General features: G+C 51.0%; 17 protein-coding genes and 1 other annotated feature. Of the genes, 9 read left to right on the plus strand and 8 right to left on the minus strand.

Annotated elements, in window-relative coordinates; all coding sequences use genetic code 11:
* The first annotated feature begins 42 nt into the window (after positions 1-42).
* Entirely contained in the window at positions 43-510 is a 468-nt protein-coding gene (locus tag DU002_RS12760) for a c-type cytochrome (protein WP_114338776.1), read from the plus strand.
* 79 nt (positions 511-589) lie between these two features.
* Here the strand turns inward: DU002_RS12760 and DU002_RS12765 are convergent, their stop codons facing one another.
* Together DU002_RS12765 and DU002_RS12770 are read right to left on the minus strand one after the other, a co-directional pair.
* The gene (locus DU002_RS12765; RefSeq protein ID WP_114338777.1) at positions 590-1,222 is read right to left on the minus strand and encodes an SGNH/GDSL hydrolase family protein; all 633 of its coding nucleotides are present in this window, start codon (positions 1,220-1,222) and stop codon (positions 590-592) included.
* Positions 1,223-1,277: 55 nt separating this feature from the next.
* The gene (locus DU002_RS12770; protein WP_114338778.1) at positions 1,278-1,943 is read right to left on the minus strand and encodes a cytochrome b/b6 domain-containing protein; all 666 of its coding nucleotides are present in this window, start codon (positions 1,941-1,943) and stop codon (positions 1,278-1,280) included.
* A gap of 185 nt (positions 1,944-2,128) precedes the next feature.
* Between DU002_RS12770 and hpf the strand changes: the two genes are divergently transcribed.
* The 4 genes from hpf to DU002_RS12790 all read left to right on the plus strand — a co-directional run bounded on the left by hpf (position 2,129) and on the right by DU002_RS12790 (position 6,151).
* Positions 2,129-2,542: a ribosome hibernation-promoting factor, HPF/YfiA family gene (gene hpf, locus DU002_RS12775; protein WP_114338779.1), complete on the plus strand. Its 414-nt coding sequence runs from the start codon at positions 2,129-2,131 to the stop codon at positions 2,540-2,542.
* Between the two features lie 92 nt (positions 2,543-2,634).
* Positions 2,635-2,761: a sequence feature (Phe leader region), on the plus strand.
* 23 nt (positions 2,762-2,784) lie between these two features.
* Positions 2,785-4,797 carry a 3-deoxy-7-phosphoheptulonate synthase gene (gene aroF / locus DU002_RS12780; RefSeq protein ID WP_114338780.1) on the plus strand — a complete coding sequence of 671 codons (2,013 nt, stop codon included), beginning with the start codon at positions 2,785-2,787 and terminating at the stop codon, positions 4,795-4,797.
* 79 nt (positions 4,798-4,876) lie between these two features.
* Positions 4,877-5,407 carry a M23 family metallopeptidase gene (locus DU002_RS12785; protein WP_114338781.1) on the plus strand — a complete coding sequence of 177 codons (531 nt, stop codon included), beginning with the start codon at positions 4,877-4,879 and terminating at the stop codon, positions 5,405-5,407.
* A gap of 198 nt (positions 5,408-5,605) precedes the next feature.
* Positions 5,606-6,151, plus strand: coding sequence for a GGDEF domain-containing protein (locus tag DU002_RS12790; protein ID WP_158538052.1), 546 nt, complete (start codon positions 5,606-5,608; stop codon positions 6,149-6,151).
* Between the two features lie 106 nt (positions 6,152-6,257).
* Here the strand turns inward: DU002_RS12790 and DU002_RS12795 are convergent, their stop codons facing one another.
* Positions 6,258-7,700, minus strand: coding sequence for an HDOD domain-containing protein (locus DU002_RS12795; protein WP_114338783.1), 1,443 nt, complete (start codon positions 7,698-7,700; stop codon positions 6,258-6,260).
* Between the two features lie 342 nt (positions 7,701-8,042).
* Between DU002_RS12795 and DU002_RS12800 the strand changes: the two genes are divergently transcribed.
* From DU002_RS12800 to DU002_RS12815, 4 genes are all read left to right on the plus strand, one after another.
* Positions 8,043-8,564: a DUF2760 domain-containing protein gene (locus DU002_RS12800; protein ID WP_114338784.1), complete on the plus strand. Its 522-nt coding sequence runs from the start codon at positions 8,043-8,045 to the stop codon at positions 8,562-8,564.
* On the plus strand, positions 8,561-10,393 hold the full coding sequence (locus tag DU002_RS12805; protein WP_114338785.1) for an Hsp70 family protein: 1,833 nt from the start codon (positions 8,561-8,563) through the stop codon (positions 10,391-10,393). Before DU002_RS12800 ends, DU002_RS12805 begins: the two co-directional genes overlap by 4 nt.
* 40 nt (positions 10,394-10,433) lie before the next feature.
* The gene (locus DU002_RS12810) at positions 10,434-13,175 is read left to right on the plus strand and encodes a hsp70 family protein (RefSeq protein ID WP_114338786.1); all 2,742 of its coding nucleotides are present in this window, start codon (positions 10,434-10,436) and stop codon (positions 13,173-13,175) included.
* A 240-nt stretch (positions 13,176-13,415) separates the two neighbouring features.
* Positions 13,416-13,982 (plus strand): sugar O-acetyltransferase, encoded by a 567-nt coding sequence (locus tag DU002_RS12815; RefSeq protein WP_114338787.1) that lies wholly within the window; start codon positions 13,416-13,418, stop codon positions 13,980-13,982.
* 15 nt (positions 13,983-13,997) lie between these two features.
* On the opposite strand, the gene DU002_RS12820 is transcribed toward DU002_RS12815, so the two are convergent.
* The 5 genes from DU002_RS12820 to DU002_RS12840 form a co-directional block, all read right to left on the minus strand.
* On the minus strand, positions 13,998-16,880 hold the full coding sequence (locus DU002_RS12820) for an EAL domain-containing protein (RefSeq protein ID WP_147271860.1): 2,883 nt from the start codon (positions 16,878-16,880) through the stop codon (positions 13,998-14,000).
* Positions 16,881-17,075: 195 nt separating this feature from the next.
* Complete coding sequence (locus DU002_RS12825) at positions 17,076-18,800, minus strand: SulP family inorganic anion transporter (protein ID WP_114338789.1); 1,725 nt, start codon at positions 18,798-18,800, stop codon at positions 17,076-17,078.
* 190 nt (positions 18,801-18,990) lie between these two features.
* On the minus strand, positions 18,991-19,509 hold the full coding sequence (locus tag DU002_RS12830; protein WP_114338790.1) for a hypothetical protein: 519 nt from the start codon (positions 19,507-19,509) through the stop codon (positions 18,991-18,993).
* Between the two features lie 97 nt (positions 19,510-19,606).
* Entirely contained in the window at positions 19,607-19,957 is a 351-nt protein-coding gene (locus DU002_RS12835) for a hypothetical protein (protein ID WP_114338791.1), read from the minus strand.
* A 184-nt stretch (positions 19,958-20,141) separates the two neighbouring features.
* The gene (locus DU002_RS12840) at positions 20,142-21,929 is read right to left on the minus strand and encodes an ABCB family ABC transporter ATP-binding protein/permease (protein WP_114338792.1); all 1,788 of its coding nucleotides are present in this window, start codon (positions 21,927-21,929) and stop codon (positions 20,142-20,144) included.
* Positions 21,930-22,066: the final 137 nt, after the last annotated feature.

Raw genomic sequence — 22,066 nt, forward strand, 5'->3', positions numbered from 1 at the left:
CAGCTTAAAACTATAAGAAACAAAGACTCAGGGAGAAACCAAATGTACAAGAAGACATTACTATCATGTGTCGCTGGCGCTCTTCTCGCTACCGGCGGTATTGCCGTAGCAAAAGAGAGCCCCTACTCTGACCCAGAGCCAGCGATCGAATATCGCCAGAAATCATTCTCTTTAATTGCCGCTAATTTTGGTGATCTCGTGGCAATGCTAAAAGGTAAAAAAGAGTATGACGCAGCGGTCGCACAGCGTCGTGCTGATGCCGTCGCCGCCCTGTCACATTTGCCATTAGAAGCATTTGCCGTCAAAGGCAGCAACGAGGGTGATACCAAAGCTAAGCCCGCGATTTGGAGCAGCTGGAGTGACTTTGAAGAGAAGATGGCCGCTCTGCAGAGTGCAAGCACCGAACTAGCGAAAGTCGCCGGTAGTGGCGACATGGATGCCTTCAAAACAGCGATCGCCGCCACAGGTAAAACCTGTAAAGGTTGTCACGACGACTACAAAAACAAGTAGTGTTCCTCTAGTCGTTGTTAAAAAAGCCGCTGAAAAGCGGCTTTTTACATATAAATCCCAGCATAGTCGTTATTACCTACTAATTTGCGGATTCTATTATCGCCTTTATCGGTGATACCAAGGCGCTAGCGAACAGCTTGTGTTGCTCCGCACGCCAATGTATTCCCTCTTTTGGGCAGCTATGAATGACGCTGGCAGCATCAAAAAAACCGCAATTCAGCTCAGCTGCTTTGGCCTTAAACCGCTGGCCAAACTCTGCCGACTTTAACTCGCCATCACGAAACATATCGGCGAAATATCCAACTTCACGGATTGGCGGCGGTGCAATTAATAAAAGTTTTGGCGATATCGGTTTAACCCAACTTTGAAATGTCAGGATCTCATTGCCAAGCCTGCCTACCCCTTCGGCCACATCAAAAGCAGACAAACCTAAGCGGTGCTTAAGGTCATTTGTCCCCAGCAGTAAAACCACTAAATCCGGCAGGTGGGACTCCAAACAGGGGCGCAGATAGCGCAGGCCATTTTTTTCGCCCTCCACCGGATCATCATGCACCGTGGTTCTGCCGGGTTGCCCCTCTTCAATGACCTCAAAGTCAGCAGGTAGCAGACCACGCAATCGTCCCGGCCAGCGTTCAGAGGCAGCAAAGCGTCGGTCTTTTCCGGGCACGGCACCCCATGTATTTGAATCACCGTAACAGAGAATGGTGGGCATCAGTTAACTATCCATTAGCAAGGAATGAGATAAGAGGCAGAGCACACACTCAAGATCACCAGGGTATACTGGGTTGCCACCAGTAATACAGCACACCACCCCAGATCAACAGCACCAACCACCACAACCAGCTAGCACGGAAAGTGACTTCAGGCTCACCGTTGCGCAGACGTACGCCGCTGAACATGGCGGAAATAAGACGATGACCTTTAACTTCATAAACAATGACAGCCAACAGGTGCAGAGCAACGGCCGCCAATAACAAATTGAAGTTCACCTCATGCCACCACCCCATAAAGCTTGCCACATCATCGCTGACTAAACTGTACAGTGGTCCCTCGGTAAAGATATCGTCGCTGGTAAATAGTCCAGACCCAAACTGCAACCCCATCAGCAGGAGCAGTAACATCACCATCCAGCCACCAGCAGGGTTATGGCCTAACTGCGTATGCGGTGAGCCGCGAAGATAACCCCAAGCGGCTATCGGTGAACGCAAAAATTGACTAAAACGTGCAGTATCACTACCGATGAACCCCCAAACAATGCGGCTAGTCCAGAGGGTGATCAGACAATAAGCCAACCAGAGATGCCAATCCATTTCGCCGAACTCAGCGGTCGCCCACATCGCTACAAATAGACCCGCTTGGCACCAGTGAAACAAACGCACAGGAAGATCCCATACGCGTATGCTGGCTTGCTTGACATCGAGGTTCTCAGCCATGGGTACAGACCCTGATTTTTCAACTATTGGAATAAGCAATTTAGCAGAAGTGGACGACCCATCACAAACTGTCAGGGAACTTTACGATGCGGAAAAAAACGTGACCGAAATCAATTCCAATGGAACTCTGACCGCGATAGTCTGTCTATGCAATAAGTGATAACAGTGACAAGAGGAGAATGCCTATGCGCATCGAAATCACCGCTAAACACATTGAAATCACCGAAGCTCTTCGCGAGCGTATTGAATCTCGGTTTGATAAGTTAGAACGTCTCGACATTTCTCTCATTAATCCCCATGTCATCCTCTCGCAAGAGAAAAAACTGCATCAAATTGAAGCCTCCATTACCGTGCCAAACGACAAAATCTTTGCCAAGGCAGAGCATGAAGATATGTACGCGGCCATTAATTTGCTGGGACAGCGCCTGGAGCGCCAACTGAATCGCTACCAGCATAAGCCTTCCGCCCACCGTGGCAGCCGCAGTGGCAAAGATCAGTGTCGCCAAGGATTGATCGCCGGAGAGCCACTTGTTGAAGAAGCGCTCTATGACGAGCCCTATTTTGAAGAATCAGTAGACGACGTCGAAAACGCTGCATAAGCATGATGTCAAGCAAATGAGCGGGGATAATCCCCGCTCTTCTGTATCGTCGCCTTGACACATCCCACGATCCACCATAGATTGAGCATCATGAAGATCCAAACGCTGTTTTTCTTTCTTTTTGCCTTTACCACCGGTTCACCGGGGGGCGATTTCGTCGTGTAAAGACACAAAGAAAGACGAATTGATAAGCCTCCCCATTGTGGGAGGTTTTTTTTTACCAAATTTCAGGAGCCACTAGGATGGATAAGCCGCTTTCACTGGATGATATCCGCAAAGAGATCACAGAGCTGGACACGACAGTTTTAAAACTGTTGTCGCGTCGACGTGAACTGTCCTTGGATGTCGCCCGCAGCAAAATTGAAGCGACCCGCCCGGTGCGAGACCAGACCCGAGAAGAAGCGTTGTTAGTCACGCTGATAAAACAGGGGCGCGAGCTTGATCTGGATGCCCATTATGTCACCCAGATTTATCACACCATCATCGAAGACTCAGTGCTAACGCAGCAGGCAATGTTGCAGCAGTTGGCCAATCCAGAAAACCGTAAACCAGTTTACCGTGTGGCCTTCCTTGGTGACAAAGGCTCCTATAGCTACTTGGCAATGCGCAAATACTTCTCCCGCACCTGTGATGATTTGGTAGAACGGGGCTGCACTAGCTTCAGTCAGATCATCAATGAAGTGGAATCAGGCACAGCGGACTACGCCATGTTGCCCATTGAAAACACCTCCTCAGGCGGTATCACTCAAGTTTACGACGTCCTGCAACACACCACCTGCTCCATCGTTGGTGAGATGACATTGCCAGTCGAACATTGCTTGTTAACGGCTGTGCCCTCCTCTGAGAGCCAAATCAATACCATCTACGCCCATTTTCAACCGGCACAACAGTGTAGCGAATATCTGGATTCGTTAACCGGTATTAAAATTGAGTCTTGTGATGCGTCCTCCGCTGCATTCCTGAAAGTCAGTGAACTTAAAGATCCTCATGTGGCAGCGATTGGCAGTGCCGATGGTGGTGAGCTGTATGGCTTAACTCCAATCAAAACCGGATTGGCCAACCAAAAAGAAAATTTCAGCCGTTTTATCGTCATCGCACGCAAACCGGTACAGGTGGCAGAGCAGATCCCAGCAAAAACCACGTTGATCATGTCGGTGGAACAAAAGCCGGGCTCCTTGGTTGAAGCCCTGTTAGTGATGCGCGAGCACGGACTGAATATGTGCAAGCTGGAATCACGCCCTATCCAAGGCAATCCATGGGAAGAGCTTTTTTACATTGATGTAGAAGGCAACCTACAAAGCAGTCATATGCAGAGTGCCTTGGAAGCCCTGACCCGGATCACCCGTTACCTGAAAGTATTAGGCTGTTATCCGTCGGAAGAGGTCAGTCCCACCCATGTGCCGTTGGATAAGCTGCCATTACCCAATAATACCGCCACATCAGCGAGCAAAACCGAAAGCGCGGCGGCTTCTGCTCATTCATTGGTTGCCAGAAATGGCCACCCAGACACTGAAATACGGGTACGTCACACCGTCATCGGTAGTGATCAGTTCATCACTATCGCAGGTCCCGGCATCATTGAATCACAGGAGCAGTTAAATGCCTGTGCGCAACAAGCCAAAGAGTGTGGGGCAGCCATTTTGCGAGGGGCGCTCTATCCGCCACAAATCAACCAGGATGGCAATCTTCCTAACGAACAGCAGAGCCTGCAGTACCTGCGCGAAGCTGGCCTGCGCTTTGACCTGCCATTCATCACTGAAGTACACCACCCTGAACAAGTCACGGAAACGGCGCGCCAAGCAGATCTGCTGCAGATCGGTGCTCGTAACATGCAGAATATTGAGTTGTTGCAAGAAGTGGGGCGCACCCATCGCCCGATCATTCTGAAACGTGGATTGATGGCCAGCTTAGATGAGCTGTTACAAGCCGCAGAAGTGATCATGGCGCAAGGAAACCGGCAAGTGATCCTATGTGAACGCGGTATCCGCACCTTTGAAGGCGCCAGTCGACAAACCCTTGATCTGGGCGCCATCCCCGCCTTGAAAAGCATGACTCATCTGCCAGTGATCGTCGACCCCACGCATGCTATCAGCCATATCAATCAGCTAGCACCGCTGGTATATGCGGCAAAAGCGGCGGGTGCCAACGGCATTATTCTCGATATTCACCCGCAACCAGCAGCAGCACTGTCTGACGGTGAAACTTTAGACTTTGATGGCTTTGCCGAGATCATGAGCGAACTGCGTCAACGCTAACGTTGCCAGGTAGAGCGAGCCTTCGTCGATGTCGAATGCTCGCTCTAGATAGCATCACCAAACCAAGGAAGCAGGGTTAATGGAAAACACCAAAAAAGGGATCTACAAAGCAACTCTGCTTGTTCTGCTCGCTATCATCATAATCGGCCTGTTAATTCCAAGCCAAATGACGATCCCGGTCAAGGGCGCATCAAGCAATGATTGGCATCCCGATACATTTTGGTATGAACCCTGGGGCAGCTCAGGCGTCCACAAAGGTATCGACATTTTTGCCAGCAAAGGAACCCCCGTTATCGCAGCGACAAGCGGCCTTGTGCTTTATTCCGGCGAATGGCAAAAAGGCGGACATGTGGTGGTAGTACTCGGCCCCAAATGGCGGATCCACTATTACGCTCACTTAGCTTCGCGCAGCGTCAGTAGCGCCAGCTGGATATCCAAGCAGGAACAACTGGGGACGCTCGGCGATACCGGAAATGCAGCAGGCAAGCCTCCTCATCTACATTACTCTCTGGTGACTTTACTGCCCTACTTGTGGCGCTATAGCACCCAAACCCAAGGCTGGAAGCAGCTTTTCTACCTCGATCCTAACGCCTATTTATCCAATAGCTGAACCAGCGACCTGCACAAACTCCACATTTTGCCAACGCAAAGCTCCTCATTGGGAGTCAGCTCGCAATTCGGTTGCTTCATCAGCAGCACCTCTACCGACTGCTAATATTAAAGTCAGCAGCTAATCAGCAGCGCCTGATTGATTAGGTTTTGCTTTAGATTTTTATCACAGATAACAGCTAATCAATGGAGTGCTGCTTTGGATAGAAAGGTAGTCGTTTTGAATACATCAAACATCCCCGCTGACGAAAAAAAGCGGTTGGCAGCGTTAAAGCTGGCAACGATCGATGAACTAACGGGAACCGGTAATCGCTTGGGATTTATCTTCCTAGCGCAACACATGCTCAACCTGTGCGCACGCCAAGGAGCGCCAGCCACACTGGTTTACTTTGAACTTGATGGACTAAATGGCCCAGAGGGAACGCAACAGAACCTTCACACGTTAAAATTATTTGCAGAACAGATGCGGAAAACATTTCGCATTAGCGATATGACCGCACGCATGTCCAGCAATCAATTCGTTGTACTACTGACCAATACCCCACTTGCCCATGCGGAGTTGGTGTTGGAAAAGTTCCATGAGAACATCAATGCAATCACCGACGAACAAGAGGTTAATCGACTCAGTTTTGCTGCCGGCATTGCAGGCTTCTTCCCTAACCGCTCTACTGATATCGAAGATCTAATCACAGAAGCAAGCGCACAGATTTATCCCCATCATCTACATATGGCGCAACGGGCCTAAATCTCACCGGCTAATTGAAGTGCGGTGACGCACCATGAGCAGACAAACAAATACCAAAAAGCGCCAACCACGGCGCTTTTTTATTGCTGCGATCGCTTAGCATAAGCTAACGGATAGCTAACGACAGACACAATGATAGCTGTCCAGTAAAATGGTTGAATGCACCAAAGTCGTCACTGCTCAGTGGCCGCTCTGTTTCAGCCCTATCACTGTACACCACCCCCAAACACTTACCATTCACGGCCAATGGCGCAACGAAGAATGCTGAGTCTTCACACAAACCCCGTAGCGCTGGCGTAACCTTCTGCCGCCATTGTTCACTCTCAGGCTTGTCCACCCAAAATGGCAATTGCTGATTGTATGCATCGTCAAATACCGTCGCCAACGACGTTAGCGGAAAGACAAAACCAGTTTCAATGCGCCCGGCATTGGCACAGGAAACAAATCGCGGGGTCAACTTATCCTTTTTCTGGTTCACCATCAGCACGATCACTCTATCCATGCCAACGCCGCGATGCAGGCCCTCTATCGCTGTGTTCACCAGTAAATTGAGATCCGCGCGTTCCATCGATAACTGCGTCAGTTCCCGAAGCATTTTCAACTGCATCACTTCGTCAGACAGATGGTGAGGCGCTTCATCACTCGAAAAACGATTAACGTCAGCTTCTGGATCGAGAAATTCGGTCAACGACTCCGCCCCATAGGACACCGCCAACTCAACCGAATCCTGGGTGCATTTCTTAATCCGCCGCTTTAAACCTGGAATGGGAACTCCAACCAATTCAGCCATCTCAGATAGACACATCTGCACATCTATCTTGGCATTGGGGTCAGTCAGCGCTTGGCTGTAATTTGAAGCAAGTTCGATGGCACGCATCTCTGGCGTGCGGCGATTAGGATCTTCGATCGACCGCACCAACATATCCCCCATATTCCAGGAACGGGCTAAGCCAGCACTGATCTTGTCGAAGGTGGTTCCGAGTATCTCCTGCGATATCTTTTCCCGAGGTGCTCGGCCATTGGTCAAAGCCTCATCTAATCGCTCAGTGACACCGCCTCCCATTGACCAAAATGCTATCTCTCCCAACTCATGCAGTAGCGCCGCGATATAGACCTCTTCCTGAGTATCTTCATCATGCTCGCCAACCAATACCCGCGCCAGCATCGCTGCGTGAAATGACTTTGCCATCAAACGCAGTAAGCGTTTATGCACCGGCTTACTGATATCCCGGTTACGCAGCATGCTGTCGATCATCTTGGCAGTAATACAGATATGTTTAAGGGTGTTGTACCCCAAGATCACGGCGGCACGGCTCACCGTAGTGACACGGTTGCGCCCAACACCATAACTGACACTATTCACCACCCGCAGGATACGTGAAGTTAAGCCTTGGTCATGGAGTACCGATTGCCCCAAACTGGCAAGCGAGGCGGTATCATTGCTCGCCATTTTCTCCAGATTTCGCACGGTAGCCGCCAAAGCGGGCAACTCGTGCTCACTGATTTTTTCAACCCAAGCTTCCGTGCCTTGTAATTCATGCTTACTCATATCACGTTGGCACTTCTATATGACGCCTACTATTAAGCTTAGGCGTTTTGTTACTTTGCATTAAACAAGCAGAAACAAAACTGCAACCCTACTAGCAGCATGACCTACAAATCTGCAGTGCGCAAAGCCTAGGCGCCGCCGCGTGATCCAAGTTATGACGTTTTTCGCAAATCAGATAAGACAAGCGCTACCAAGATCACACTTTTATTGGTAAATTATTCAGCAATCAATCTTGTAAACGGAGCTGCGAGCGGTGGCCATGAAGGCGAATATCAGCCTCAAATCACACCAAGTCACTTGCCAAGACCAGCCCTTATACCCACACAGATAAAGAGAATTCAGATGCAAACACACTTTTTTGCACGTATCGCGCTGGCGTTCAAAGTCATTTTCAGCCGCCGCTTCACCGACACCTTAGTCGCCTCATCGGCTGCCGAGAGCGAAACAGCACCAGCAGTAGAGCCAGCAGTCACGCTCACCAGTAGCAACAGTGATGGTGCCCTGCAGATGCTTGCTCTGCTCCAAAAAGAGGGGCGACTGCTCGATTTTATTCAGGAAGATGTGACCAGCTTCAGCGATGAGCAGGTGGGTGCCGCTGCCCGCGTCGTCCATCAGGGTTTAAAGAAAACGATCAGCGAACACGTCACTTTAGCGCCAATCACCACCAGCCTTGAAGGTAACCCAATAACCGTGCCTGAGGGCTTTGATCCACAAGCCTATCGCCTCACGGGTAATGTCAGTGGCAGTGCGCCATTCCATGGCACCTTGCTACACAAGGGCTGGAAAGCAAATGCGATTAATCTGCCGCAAACCATCGAAGGCTACGACTTTAACGTGCTGGCAGCCGCAGAGGTGGAGCTATGAGTGACGCGCAATTTACCGTAGGGATCGACCTGGGCACGACCCATTGTGTGATGGCTTTTGCAACCATCAGCGACGATGGCGAACCACAGCCACAGCAGCTATTTACTATTCCCCAATTAGTCGGTCCCGGCCAAATTGAAGAACGCAATGCGCTGCCCTCATTCGCCTACCTACCCCACGAGTCAGAACTGCCGCCATCACAGCGCCAGCTACCATGGGGAGAATTTCCCTATGTTGCCGGCCAACTGGCGAGAGAACTGGGAGCAAAGACACCGACCCGCCTAGTCAGTAGCGCTAAAAGCTGGCTCGGTCATGGTGAAGTAGATCGCCGCTCAGCGTTGCTACCGTTGCAAGCCCCGGAAGATGTTAGCAAGTTGTCGCCCTATGAAGTCAGCAAGCACTATCTGCAGCATCTGACCCGCGCTTGGGATCAGCGTCACCCCGATGCCCCCTTAGCCAAGCAGCAACTCACGATCACAGTACCGGCCTCCTTCGACCCCTCAGCACGGGAACTGACCGCCTTAGCGGCACAAGAGGTTGGCCTGCATCAAGCCACACTGCTGGAAGAGCCACAAGCCGCGCTCTATAGCTGGATCTCAGGTAGCCATGGTGACTGGCGCAATCAGGTGTCTACCGGTGATGTCATTCTGGTGATCGATTTAGGCGGTGGCACCACGGATTTGTCACTGATCGCCGTCACTGAAGAGGATGGCGCACTGGCATTGAATCGCATCGCCGTCGGTGACCATCTGCTATTGGGTGGTGACAACATGGATCTGGCGCTGGCTCATACCGTTCGCCAAAAACTGGCACAACAAGGGACGCAACTGCAACCCTGGCAACTGCTGGCGCTTTCCCATGGGTGTCGCCAAGCCAAAGAGACACTGTTCTCACAACCTGAACTCACTGAAGTGCCAATTGTGGTTCCCAGCCGCGGCTCCAGCCTGATTGGCGGCAGTTTACGCACCGAGCTCAGTCGTGCCGAAGTGGATGCCGTATTAGTCGAAGGCTTCTTCCCACGTACAGATATAGAAACCCCTGTGGTACATCGTGCGCGCGGGGCACTGACCAAACTAAACCTGCCTTACGCGCAAGATCCTGCAGTCACTCGTCACTTGGCCGCCTTTTTAAGTAAACAACGTCACGCCACCGATGAACTAAGCGATGTTCAGTTGCCGGCCGGGGCACGTTTTCTTCACCCCACTGCGGTACTGTTTAATGGTGGTGTCGTCAAAGCCTCACCACTCACCAACCGTATTGTTGAAGTGCTGAATCAATGGCTGACTGATGATGGCGCGGCACCAGTAAAAGTGCTGGCAGGTAACGATCCCGATCAAGCGGTAGCCCACGGTGCAGCCTATTACGGCTCGGTTCGCAGTGGCAACGGTGTACGCATTCGTGGCGGTATTGCTTCCGCCTATTATGTCGGCATCGAGAGTGCCATGCCTGCGGTACCCGGCATGGAAGCGCCGATTGAAGCCTTTTGTATCGCACCTTTTGGCATGGAAGAGGGCACTGAAGCCAGCTTACCGACCCAAGAGTTTGGTCTGGTTGTCGGCCAGCCGGTACGCTTCCGTTTCTTTAGCTCAACCGTGCGCCGCGACGACCAACCTGGCCATATTCTTGATTTCTGGAATGAGGGGGAACTGGAAGAACTGCCCGCCATTGAAGCTCTACTCCCCGCCGAAGGAAGAACTCCCGGCGATGTGGTTCCTGTGCTACTGCAAGCCAGTATCAATGCCCTTGGCACGCTGGAGCTTGCCGCTATGCCGATCGATGGCAGCGAGCATTGGCAAGTTGAATTTGATACCCGTGGTGAATCCGCTTGAACTTAAATTATGAGGGTAACCACCCTCTACCAGCTAATTCATGACGACATCAAACACCGAGGCAGCGCGCTATGTGATAGGTATCGATCTCGGTACCAGCAACATCGTGCTGGCCTATGCCAAGCTCGGCAGTTCGGCGAAGCCATCGGCTGCGACCTCTGCATTTCAGGTATGGCCGATCCCGCAATGGCTGGATAAAGGCCTATGGGGCACAGCCCTTACCTTGCCAGCGCTGCGATATCATCCTGGTGCCGAAGTGTCCGCTGCACAGCAACAGCTACCCTGGCCCAGCAGCCAGCTACAGCAACAGTTGCCAAATGCCTTACTTGGGCACTGGGCACAACAGTTGGGCAGTGCGATGCCCGGTCGCTTGGTGCAAAGCGCGAAAAGCTGGCTTTGCCAGCAGACAGCCGAGACAGCATTGCCATGGCGCGCCGAGGCCAATGTCGCTACGGTCTCACCGCTGCAGGCCACTGCGAGTTACCTCGATTATCTACGTTGTGCCTGGGATCATCAGTTTGCCGACGCACCGATGGCACAACAGCAGTTACAAATAACCGTCCCAGCGTCTTTCGATGATCACGCCCGCGCCCTGACACAAGAAGCGGCAGCACTAGCAGGCCTAAATCAACCGGTACTGTTAGAAGAGCCGATTGCAGCCACCTATGATTGGCTATTGCGCGAAGCAGACAGCGATACACTCGCAGATCGTGAACAAATGTTAGTGTGTGACATTGGCGGAGGCACCAGTGACTTTACGCTAATCAATATCAAGCCATCTGCAGAGCAAAAGCGTCCGCAGTTGGAGCGTGTGGCCGTTGGCGAGCACCTGATGCTCGGCGGCGACAACATTGACTTGGCGCTTGCAGTACAGGCGCAGCGCAAGCTTAACACTAGTGATAAAGCTGCTCGTCCCGATTTTAAACAGCTACAGCAACTGAGTCAGCAAAGTCGGCAAGCAAAAGAAACTCTGCTGGCCACAGATCCGCCAGACGAATTCAAGATCAACCTGTTAGGCAGCGGCAGTGCCTTGATTGGCGGCACCCAGCAAACCCGTTTAACCGCTAAAGAGGTGGAGCAGCTGGCACTGGATGGCTTCTTTCCCCTAGTCGACAGTACTGCTTACCCACAGCAACGTAAAGGTGCTTTAGTACAAACAGGATTGCCCTATCCTGCTGACGCAGCGATCACCCGCCACCTGGCAGCTTTTCTTGCGCCGCACATCAAACAGACCGGGATCACGCCAGACACCCTGCTGCTCAATGGCAGCCCGTTTCATAGCCCACAGCTACGCCAGCGTTTAATCGCACAGCTACAACAGTGGTCAGAACGGCCAATTACTCTGCTGGAGAATCCCGCACCGGACCTGGCAGTTGCCCGCGGCGCGGCTTACTACGGCTGGTTAAGACAACAAAAACAGCAACTGATCCGGAGCGACAGCGCCCGCAGTTACTTCGCCATTGTCGACAGCCAAAGTGGTAAACAGGCTTTTTGTATTCTGCCCAAAGGTAGCGCAACAGATCATAGCCAGACTCTTAGCACACCGGATTTCACCCTCACGTGCGGTGAGCCGGTGCAATTTGAGATCGCCAGTGACCACGGTGCCACACGCTATCAACTCGGCCAACGCATTGCTGACAGCCACCAACTGCACCACCTACCCAAACTCACCACTGAGCTAGCGGGTAGCGGCATGGTGAACGTCAGACTTAGCACCCGACTGACCGAGCTAGGACAGCTGGCTGTCGCTTGTCAGGCGATTGATGAACCCACGCAACAGTGGCCGATCAGTTTTAACCTCCGCGCCCATGAACAGGCAGACATAGCCCCAGCTTGTCAAAGCACACCAGCGGCCGCATTCAAGCTTATTCATCAAGTATTCGGTAGCAGCAAAGCTGTACTCAATGTCTCTGAGCTACGCAATCAGCTGGAGAAACAGCTGGGAAAACGCGACAACTGGAGTGCCGATACCGCTAGGCATTTGGCCGATCAATTACTGGAAACTGCCGGTAAGCGCCGCCGTAGCCTAAAACATGAACGGATCTGGTTTAATCTTAGTGGCTATTGCCTGCGCCCCGGCAGCGGTATGCCCAATGACAATCAGCGGATCTCACAGCTGTGGCAGCTATATACTAGCGGCTTGCAGTATCAACAAGAAAATCAAGGCTGGCGCGAATGGTGGGTGCTTTGGCGTCGCGTTGTTGCCGGTCTAAATGACGAACAGCAAGCCACATTACTTGATGATATCGGCATGGTATTGGTGCCGGGATATGCCCGCAGCGCAGGTAATAAGCCACGCCAACAAGCAGGTATCGAAGAGCGGATTCGCTTAATCGGCGCGCTAGAGCGGATCCCGGTGGAAGTCAAAACGGAAGTGGGCAATCTGCTATTGGATAAATTGCAAAAGCAGGATGAATTAGCAGCTTCCTCCTGGGCGTTGGCCAGAATCGGCGCCCGCCGACTTGCCTATGCCACGCCAGAATTTCGGATCACTGCAGACGTTGTCAGTGAATGGTTGCAAACCCTACTCACTCTGGATTGGAAACAACACCCACAACTCTGCTTTCCAGCGGTTACTATGGCTCAGCCTACCGACAGCGCATTTGCAGTGAATGACGACTTACGCCGCCAAGTGAGCGATAAACTGCGGCGCGGCCGCCGCAACGAGGGCTGGTTACGCTGGTTGTCCGACGACGCAGATCAAGCCGGTGACCAGCAACAGATCTGGGGAGACAGCCTCCCCAGTGGGCTACGACTAGCAGATGCCGAGAATAGAAAATAGCAACGCCAGTGTCAGCCTGGCGTTTAAAGATATTGATCCAGAGCCCCCTAAACAACAAACAGGTTGTCAGCCCCATCTATCCTTATTACAAGCCAGATCACAGCTTCACACTGGTGCCTCAGCGATGGGCTTAGAGACAAACAACGAGTAGTAGGCGCTATTGCCTATGCAGGCAACGCAGCTAGTAAAATAGTTTATAAAAGCTCATTATTCTTGGTGCAGATCTACCAGGAGCAAGTAATGACCGAATACGAAAAGATGCTTAACGGCGAGCTGTTTAATGGCGGCGATGCCGAAGTGGCGCGAGTACGAGATAACGCCTTTACCCTGCTCAAACAGATCAATCATCACGGCATATTTAACAAATCTAAAAAGCTATTTCGGCAGCTGCTGGGCGAGCTAGGCCAAGGCTCAATTATCACTCCCCCGTTTCGCTGCGAGTTTGGCCAGCAGATCCGTTTGGGCGAACGCACCTTTCTCAATATGAACGTATTGATGCTTGATGGTGCGACCATCACGTTAGGCAATCACGTCTTGGTGGGCCCCAATGTGCAGTTTTATACCGCGTCACACTCTATGGATTATGAGAGCCGTCGCCGCTGGGAAACCTTTTGCAAACCGATCACGGTGGAAGACGATGTTTGGATCGGCGGTAATGTAGTGATCAACCAAGGCGTCACCATAGGCGCACGTTCAATTATTGCTGCTAATTCAGTGATTAATCACGATGTTCCTGCCGACACTTTGGTTGGCGGCGCACCCGCTCGGGTGATACGCAGTCTGCTAGAGAAGACGCAAGAAAAGTAGTGGCTGTGCAACACATTAGCGGCGAGCAGCTAGCCACTGCTCAAAGTCATACACCGACATCGGTTTGGCAAACAGATAGCCCTGATAAATAGTGCAACCAAGTTTCTTCAAGCGGATCGCCTGTCGGTCATACTCCACGCCTTCGGCCACCACATGTAAATCCATATTCCGGCCGATAGCGATCATCGATTCCGTTAGCGGTGAGCTGTCGCTGCTCTGCAACTCATCAATAAACGCTTTATCTATCTTCAAAATATCAATGGGCAGATCACGTAAATAGGCCAACGAGGAGTATCCGGTGCCAAAGTCATCCATGGCTATCTGGATCCCTAATGAGCGCAGTCGTTTGAATTTTTTAATGGTGTCCTCAACATCAACAAGGATCCCTGTCTCGGTGAGCTCCAAAGTGATCATTGCCGGATCTACGTCACCGATCCGGATCATTGATTCAAGGTGTTCAACAAAATTGGGCAAGGCAAACTGCCAGGGCGAAACATTGATAGAAAGGTGACCAGCAAACGGCAACCCTTTGGCCAACCAACCTTTCAGTTGCGCTAACGCCTCTTGCAACACCCAATCACCTAACGCGTGGATCAAACCCGACTCTTCGGCGATAGGGATAAACTCTGCTGGAGAAACAAAACCAAGCTCAGGATCATGCCAACGCAACAGTGCCTCGGCACCAAACATCTGGCCGTCGGCGGTCAGTTGTGGCTGGTAATACAAACTCAATTGATCAGCATGCAGTGCTTTCTTCAATGCATTCTGGATCACCAGTCGATTCTTCGCCTCATTTTCCAGCTCAACTTGATAAACAACATGCCTGTTGCGCCCCGCTTTCTTTGCTTGGTATAGCGCCAGCTCCGCGTGACGCAGCACATCCAATGGTGTCTGCTCTAACTGAGGAAAGGCACACACACCAATGCTGGCACCAATATCGATCAGGTGATCGCCGACTTGTAATGGCTGATTCACTAGCTCGGCCAGTTGCTCTACATAAACGGGCTCACTGTTGTACTCATCAACCAGTACAAATTCATCCCCGCCAACACGGGAGATAAATAGATTATCAGCAAAAGTAACGCGCAGCTGCTTAGCTAAGGCGCGAAGTACTTCATCACCAACGTCATGCCCTAATACATCATTGATGTTCTTAAAATGATCCATATCGAGCAGATAGAGTGAAGCAAGCTTCCCGCTTCGGCGCAGCCGCTTAATTAATACACCCACCCGCTCATAGGTCAGCGCGCGGTTTGGCAATAACGTGAGGTAATCTTCGTAGGCCATGCGTCGCATCTGGCTTTCGGCTGCACGACGTTGTAATTCAGCTCCCGCACGCGCAGCAAAAATCTCCAAAATATTCTGTACGGTATCTGTATGCCGCAGGGGCTTGGTGTCGAGAATAACGACTAAGCCTAAAGGTTTACCCTCTTCATCAAACATTGGCGCACCAATGTAGCTTTCGATCCCCATTTCAATCAAAAGGTGATCATCCGGAAACAGGTGCTGAACGTTGTTCGGGTAACAGCAAATATCGTTGCCCACTACATTCGCACAGGGAGTACCAACCAGCTCATAAGAAAAGTTGTTACTGATCTTACCGTCAACCGACAGTGCTAATGTCGACACTTGCGAATACTGCTCGTCCAGTAACCCAATAAACGCATATTTGGCATCAAATAACTTGGTTAACTGCACCACCATCTTGTCGTAAAAATCATTGCCAGTGCCGCTGGCCACCCCTTCAGCTATCTGCCGCAAGCTGTCCGTATATAGATGGCGTTCAGACGCATCCTCACAAATGATGGCAATGTTCTGAGGGCTTCCAGCCGGAGAGTTAATCACAAACAGCCTGAACTTAAGCCAACATTCGTTCTCCTTCGTCAACGCCATTGCAGCAGGAAACTGGTTGCTGGGCACATCGGGCAACCAAATAGCACCCTGCGCAGATATATTCTCACTGGATAGATCCGTCTCTGGATAAAGCGCGCTTAGCTGCGCAATCATATTGATGCCAAGCTGTTCCTCTCGCCAGAATGTTTGGCTGGTGGCATTCTGTTTAATCACCTCACCATCCAATGAAGTGATGACAATGGGCACAGGGGACTGATAAACCACTTGCGCCAGTTGTAGACGTGAAGCCTGATGGCGTGCGCTCTCCACTTGTGTCTGCTGCAGTACATCGGCCTGTTGTTTCATCGTAGTGCGCTGTTGACGGGCCTCATGCGCCAAGTTAATGCTGATCATCACGATGATGATTAACATGCCAAAGCCAACAACATAAACAAAATCTATCACGCCACTATCTATCAACGCGCCAACAGCAGCGCCGATAAATAGCAGCAGTATGCCAACACCAAATAGCCAGCTTTTTCGCCATGCGCCTGCATGCAACAGATCAACAAACCGCCTCAATGCCCATGCTAAAAACAACACGCCAAAAGCATGAACCACTATCCCGTATGGGGATTGCTCAGCGTGCAAGCGCACCAATGACTCACTTGCAACTACCGATTCAATAAGGCCATGAACCTGGCTAAAGCGCACACCAAAAGGCTCGAGCAGGTTTAAAGCGAAGATCAGCAAAGAAAGCAAAGAGATAGCCGTCAGCACAACCAAAGAGAGAGGGCGTTTGGTGTAATACTCGATAAACAGATAAAAAGTGGGATACAGTAAAGTGATGGCAGCAACTTGCAGTTTCAGTGCTAAAACAGCATCCGCCACAGAATCTGCTGAATGATAAAAATAGGTAGATACTTGAAAACAGGCAGCCAGAAAACAGAGCACAGCACAGACAAGGTACAGTTGCCTACGCTCACCGTAGATAGCCATCAGTAGCGCATTTAACGCTGCAAACCCCATGGCCCCAGCAGTAATGATGTAGCTTAATAAGATCAAAGAGTAATAGGCCTACGCATTCATCAACCAGCAAACTGGTTTTATTTGCTAATCACCTAATTCAATATGAGATAGCAGCAAGCATTACGCAAATGCACCTGATCATAGTGGGAGCTAATTCAAACCGCGCAAGGCACAACATGCAGAGTGACTGCACTCACCTCGGATATCCTTCATAAGTGCAGCGACAAAGCCTCAACCAGTGTTGTCATTGACTGAATGCGCTTCCTGTTGTGCCTGAAATGCTGCCACCGCCTGCTGAATAGTGTCGAACTCGTAATCACTGTATTTTTTCTTCGCCTCAACAAACCAGTTAGAGTGAAAGTGTCTGCGCAAGTTGCGTTTAGCCTGAGCATGAGCCAATACAATACCTTCGCTCGCTAGCTGCTCGCGAAACTCTCGATATTTCAGCAGCGCTGTGCCATCAATGATATTCACCGGGCTGGCATCCACCACCACCCAATGCACCGGCTGTTTGGCTTTCGCTATCAAGTAGCGAACCCGCTCGCAGAAATAGTCGATATTAAAAAACAGTAGATTTGAATCGAAACGGTAAAGCAGTACACCGGGACACGTCACCGCCCCCGGAAAATCATTAATATCGTGATAGCCCTTAACGCCCTCTTTCTGTCCCAGCACCGAATCCTTCGGCTTTGCTCCAACCGACAACAACCAAAGTAACGACAACACAACGGCCAGCAAGACACCGTCAAGCACACCAAGTATCAACACCCCCAGCGTGGTGATCACCGAAACGGCAAACTCTTTACTACTCATCTGGTACAGCACCCGCAACGAGTCGAAATCAAACAACCCCACGGCAGACACCATGATGACGGCCGCCAACCCCGCTATCGGTACAGACGCTAACGGGCCAGTAGCAAAGAACAGGATCAACAGCATAGCGATCGCCGCTACAATACCGACTAGCTGCGTCTTCCCGCCCATCGCATTATTCACTGCAGTCCGAGAGTCGGCCCCGGTCACAGGGAAGCCCTGTGCCAAACCGCTTGCCAAGTTACAGGCACCAAAAGCAATTAACTCTTGATTAGGGGCGATCTGATAGCGATTGCGGCTAGCAAAGCTCTTTGCCGTTAACACCCCGCTAGTAAAACTGATCAATACAAGCCCTGCCGCGTCCCGAAACAGATCCCTGTAGATCTCAATATCAAATATCGCCCAATGTGCCGAAGGCAACCCCCCTGGGATCTCTCCGAGCACAGCAACGCCCCGCTGCCCCAGTTGCAGCCCCATCACGGCAACAATACCGACAACAACCACCACCATGGCGCTGGGTACCAAAGGAACAAATCGGCGCACCATGAGTAATAAAATCAATAAACTAACAGCCAAGATGGTTGTTACCGGATCGGCATTTGTCACTTGGATAAAAAACTCAGGGAGCTGCTCCCCAATCCCACCGCCAGCGCTCTGGTAACCAAAAAATTTAGGCAGTTGACCGACAATAATAATCAAGGCGATACCGTTGAGATAGCCAGTCAGTACGGGTTGCGACAGGAAGTTCGCAATGAAGCCCATGCGGCCAATGCCCGCCACCACAAACATCACACCCGTCATTAATGTCAATACCACCATCATCGCCAGATACTGATCGCTGTTACCGTTCGCCAGCGGTGCCAAGCTGGCGGCGACCATGATGCAGGTAGCGGCATCAGGGCCAGTCATCAACTGGCGAGAGGACCCAAACAGGGCATAGGCTAACAGAGGAAATATCGCGGAATAGATACCCACAACCGGGGGAACGCCAGCCAAGCTGGCATAGGCAATACCGACCGGCAAAGCAATTGCGGCGACCGAAAGCCCCGCGGTCATATCACGACTAAGCCATTGCCGCTGATACCCTTTCAAACTCGCTAGTCCTGGCAACCAGCGTGTTACACCCTTAGATCTAGCATGCATCGATGCGCCTCCATGACTCGGTCAATGTCTTTAAATACTAGAATAGAATGCTGGCAACCGGTGTGACTTTGATCCGCCTGCTAACACCTAATTTTAGATTTAATCGGCGGCACCAATACCTGCTCGCTGAACGCTATCGCAATGGTTACTGGGAGTCAGGTTGGGGTAACGGATTGTGGCCTCTCAACCGTTACTCAACCACACTAGCAACAAGCTGAATAAAGGCATTTGGCGTAGGTTCGCATCCCTCTCCGCGGTTAAGGTGATTGTCGTCTGCCCACTCACAAAATACTGTCATTTCTTTCTCGTCAGTAGGCTCTCCTAGCTCCAAGACAAAATAGCGATAACTTGGTTTTTCCACCTGTTCTAACGACGCAAGCGGTTCCGTCAATACCACCAGAATCATCATGGCTTCAACGATCGCCCGTGCTGCAGGCATCTCAATCAGTAGCGTCGGGTAGTCCCCAATTTTCAGGGGCGTAACAGCCAGCTCTGCGATATCAAGATCTACCGAAGCCTCCCCTTCACACTGCTGGCATACTTTCTCCCACAGCATATCGACAACAGCTTGCGAGTCAGACGCCATCACGCGAAAGAACTGCTCAGGATCTGAATCACAAAAGTAACGAAAGGCAATATGCGCCAGGGTGTAATGATGGGCTCTAGGTTCATCAAGCAAGACGGCTTTTTTCTTTTTATTCCAAAACATCAAGCGTTTCCTTTAATGTCACATGCATTCAGATAAAACGAATCTGCCCCTTAAAAGGGGCAGAACATAGCGTTTGAAATAAAACAAATAGCAGAGCTCAGTCACCACCTCCGCAGTCAGAGCCTGAGCCTCCTCCTGAGTCACTGCTTGAATCGGTACTGCCACATATTTCAAAAATGGAAGAGGAATACAGCACCTCTCGTAATGATGACAATGCAACGCCAACAAGCAGTAGGCCCATAACGAGCAGGTGATTATCTATATGGTAAAGATAAGCTGAGGCAGCCACCGTAAGGCAATTACCGAGCCAACCCCAAAACACGGACTCGCCCCACCGCGCAGCTAAAACAAGCAGGAGGCACACCCCACACATCCACAAATGTCCTTTCACCGCGCCAATAAAGGCCAAAGCAAACATGACATAACTCACTAACGCTGTGATCCGCATCCTTTCCGGCTCCTATACTGCCCGCAAGAAAAACCGATCGGGCACAATAATGAATTCCATTTGTAATCGAACTATTGTCGTGAATTCACGCCATACGCTCAACACAGTTGGTAGATAAATGTGAAATAGAAAAGACTCACTGACAACGGCACGATACAAGGCCAGCAAGTGCTCTCTGTGTGATTCACTCTTCCTGCTGTTGTATCTGCCACATGCGGCTATAAATACCGTTAGCCGCTAGCAGTTGTTGATGAGTGCCCTGCTCAGCCACTTCGCCCTGCTGCAGCACAATGATTTTGTCTGCGTCCTGAATGGTAGATAGGCGATGGGCGATCACTAAGCTGGTATGGCCTTTAGTGACATTCGCCATGGCTGACAATATCGCTTGCTCGGACTGGCTATCAAGGGAAGAGGTCGCTTCATCAAACACCAGTATCGGTGGCCTTTTTAGTATGGTGCGGGCAATTGCTACCCGCTGCTTTTCACCCCCACTGAGTTTTAAGCCTCGCTCACCAACGGTGGTATCCCAGCCTTGCGGCAGTTGTGCAATAAAAGTGGATAGGTGCGCCAGTTTGATCGCCTCAGCCACCTCTTCATCACTGGCGTCAGGGCGACCATAACGAATATTTTCCAGAATCGAATCATTAAATAGCACGGTATCTTGCGGCACGATCCCTATCGCCGCCCGTAATGACGCTAACGACACCTTAGCAATCGGTTGTTCATCGATACAGATCTCGCCGCTATTGGCATCATAAAAGCGAAACAACAATTTCATTAGCGTCGATTTACCCGCGCCGCTCTCCCCTACCACTGCGACTTTCTGCCCCGGGGCGACACTAAAGCTGATCCCTTTCAGAATGGGACGATCGGGATGATAGTGAAAGCTGACATCATTGAAGCTCACCGCGCCATCGATAATATTCAGGGTGGCAGCTTGTTCTACTTCAACCACTTTGGGTTGCTTAGTCAGCAAACCAAACATCTCATCGATATTAGCCAACGAACCTTTCATCTCGCGGTAAACAAAACCCAAAAAATTGAGCGGCATAAAGAGCTGCATCATAAACGCATTGATCAGAACAAAGTCACCTAGGGTCATCGCTTGTTGCGTGACTTGCCAGGCGGCCAGCCCCATCATGCTGGTCATAGCGATGGCGATAATCAGCGCCTGCCCGACATTAAGGGTAAACAGGGAAAGTCGGTTTTTGCGTTTAGCCTGCTCCCACGCGGCTAACGAGCTGTCATAACGATCAGCTTCAAACTGCTCGTTACCAAAATATTTCACCGTTTCGTAATTCAGCAGGCTATCGACCGCTCTGGTGTTTGTGGTGGAGTCTGCGGCATTGGCCTCACGCACATAACGGGTACGCCACTCTGTCGCTACGACGGAATAAGCGACATAGGCGGTCACCGACAACAGGGTGATCACGGCAAAAGGCCAGCCATAGTTGTAAAACAGCACCCCCACGACCATCAATAGTTCCAGCACGATAGGGACGATATTGAATACCATAAAGCGCAGCAAAAAGTTGATGCCAGAAGTACCGCGCTCTATGTCGCGAGACAGCCCACCCGTGCGGCGATTGAGGTGAAAATCCAAATCCAGGCGATGCAGATGCTCAAACACCCGCAAACCAATACGGCGAATAACGCGTTCGGTGACACGCCCAAACAAGGTGTCTCGGAATTCTCCAAACAGCACATTGGAGAAACGCACCAGACCATAGGCCAATACTAAGCCCAGTGGCAATGCTAGGGTCTCGACTAAAGGCTGAGCCGAACGATCCATCGCATCGACCAAATGTTTGAGCACAAACGGCAAGACAACACTGGCCACTTTTGCCAGCATCAAGCACAGCACGGCCAAGCCCACCCGACGCTTGAATTCCAGCATATAGGGCCATAGCATTTTGATCACAGCCCAGTTTATTTTCGCATTAGGATCGGTTGGGGCATGGCGGTGTCGCATATAGGAAAAGACTCCGAAAAGAATAAAAAGCGGGAAAAAAACGGAAATGAGTTACCGAGGTTACCTTAGATTACAGTCTGTACCAATCAATGTGATCCGGTATCATCACTGCCACGAATACAATGTACGAACCAAGC

This window comes from Corallincola holothuriorum, from assembly GCF_003336225.1.
Taxonomy (GTDB): Bacteria; Pseudomonadota; Gammaproteobacteria; order Enterobacterales; family Neiellaceae; genus Corallincola; species Corallincola holothuriorum.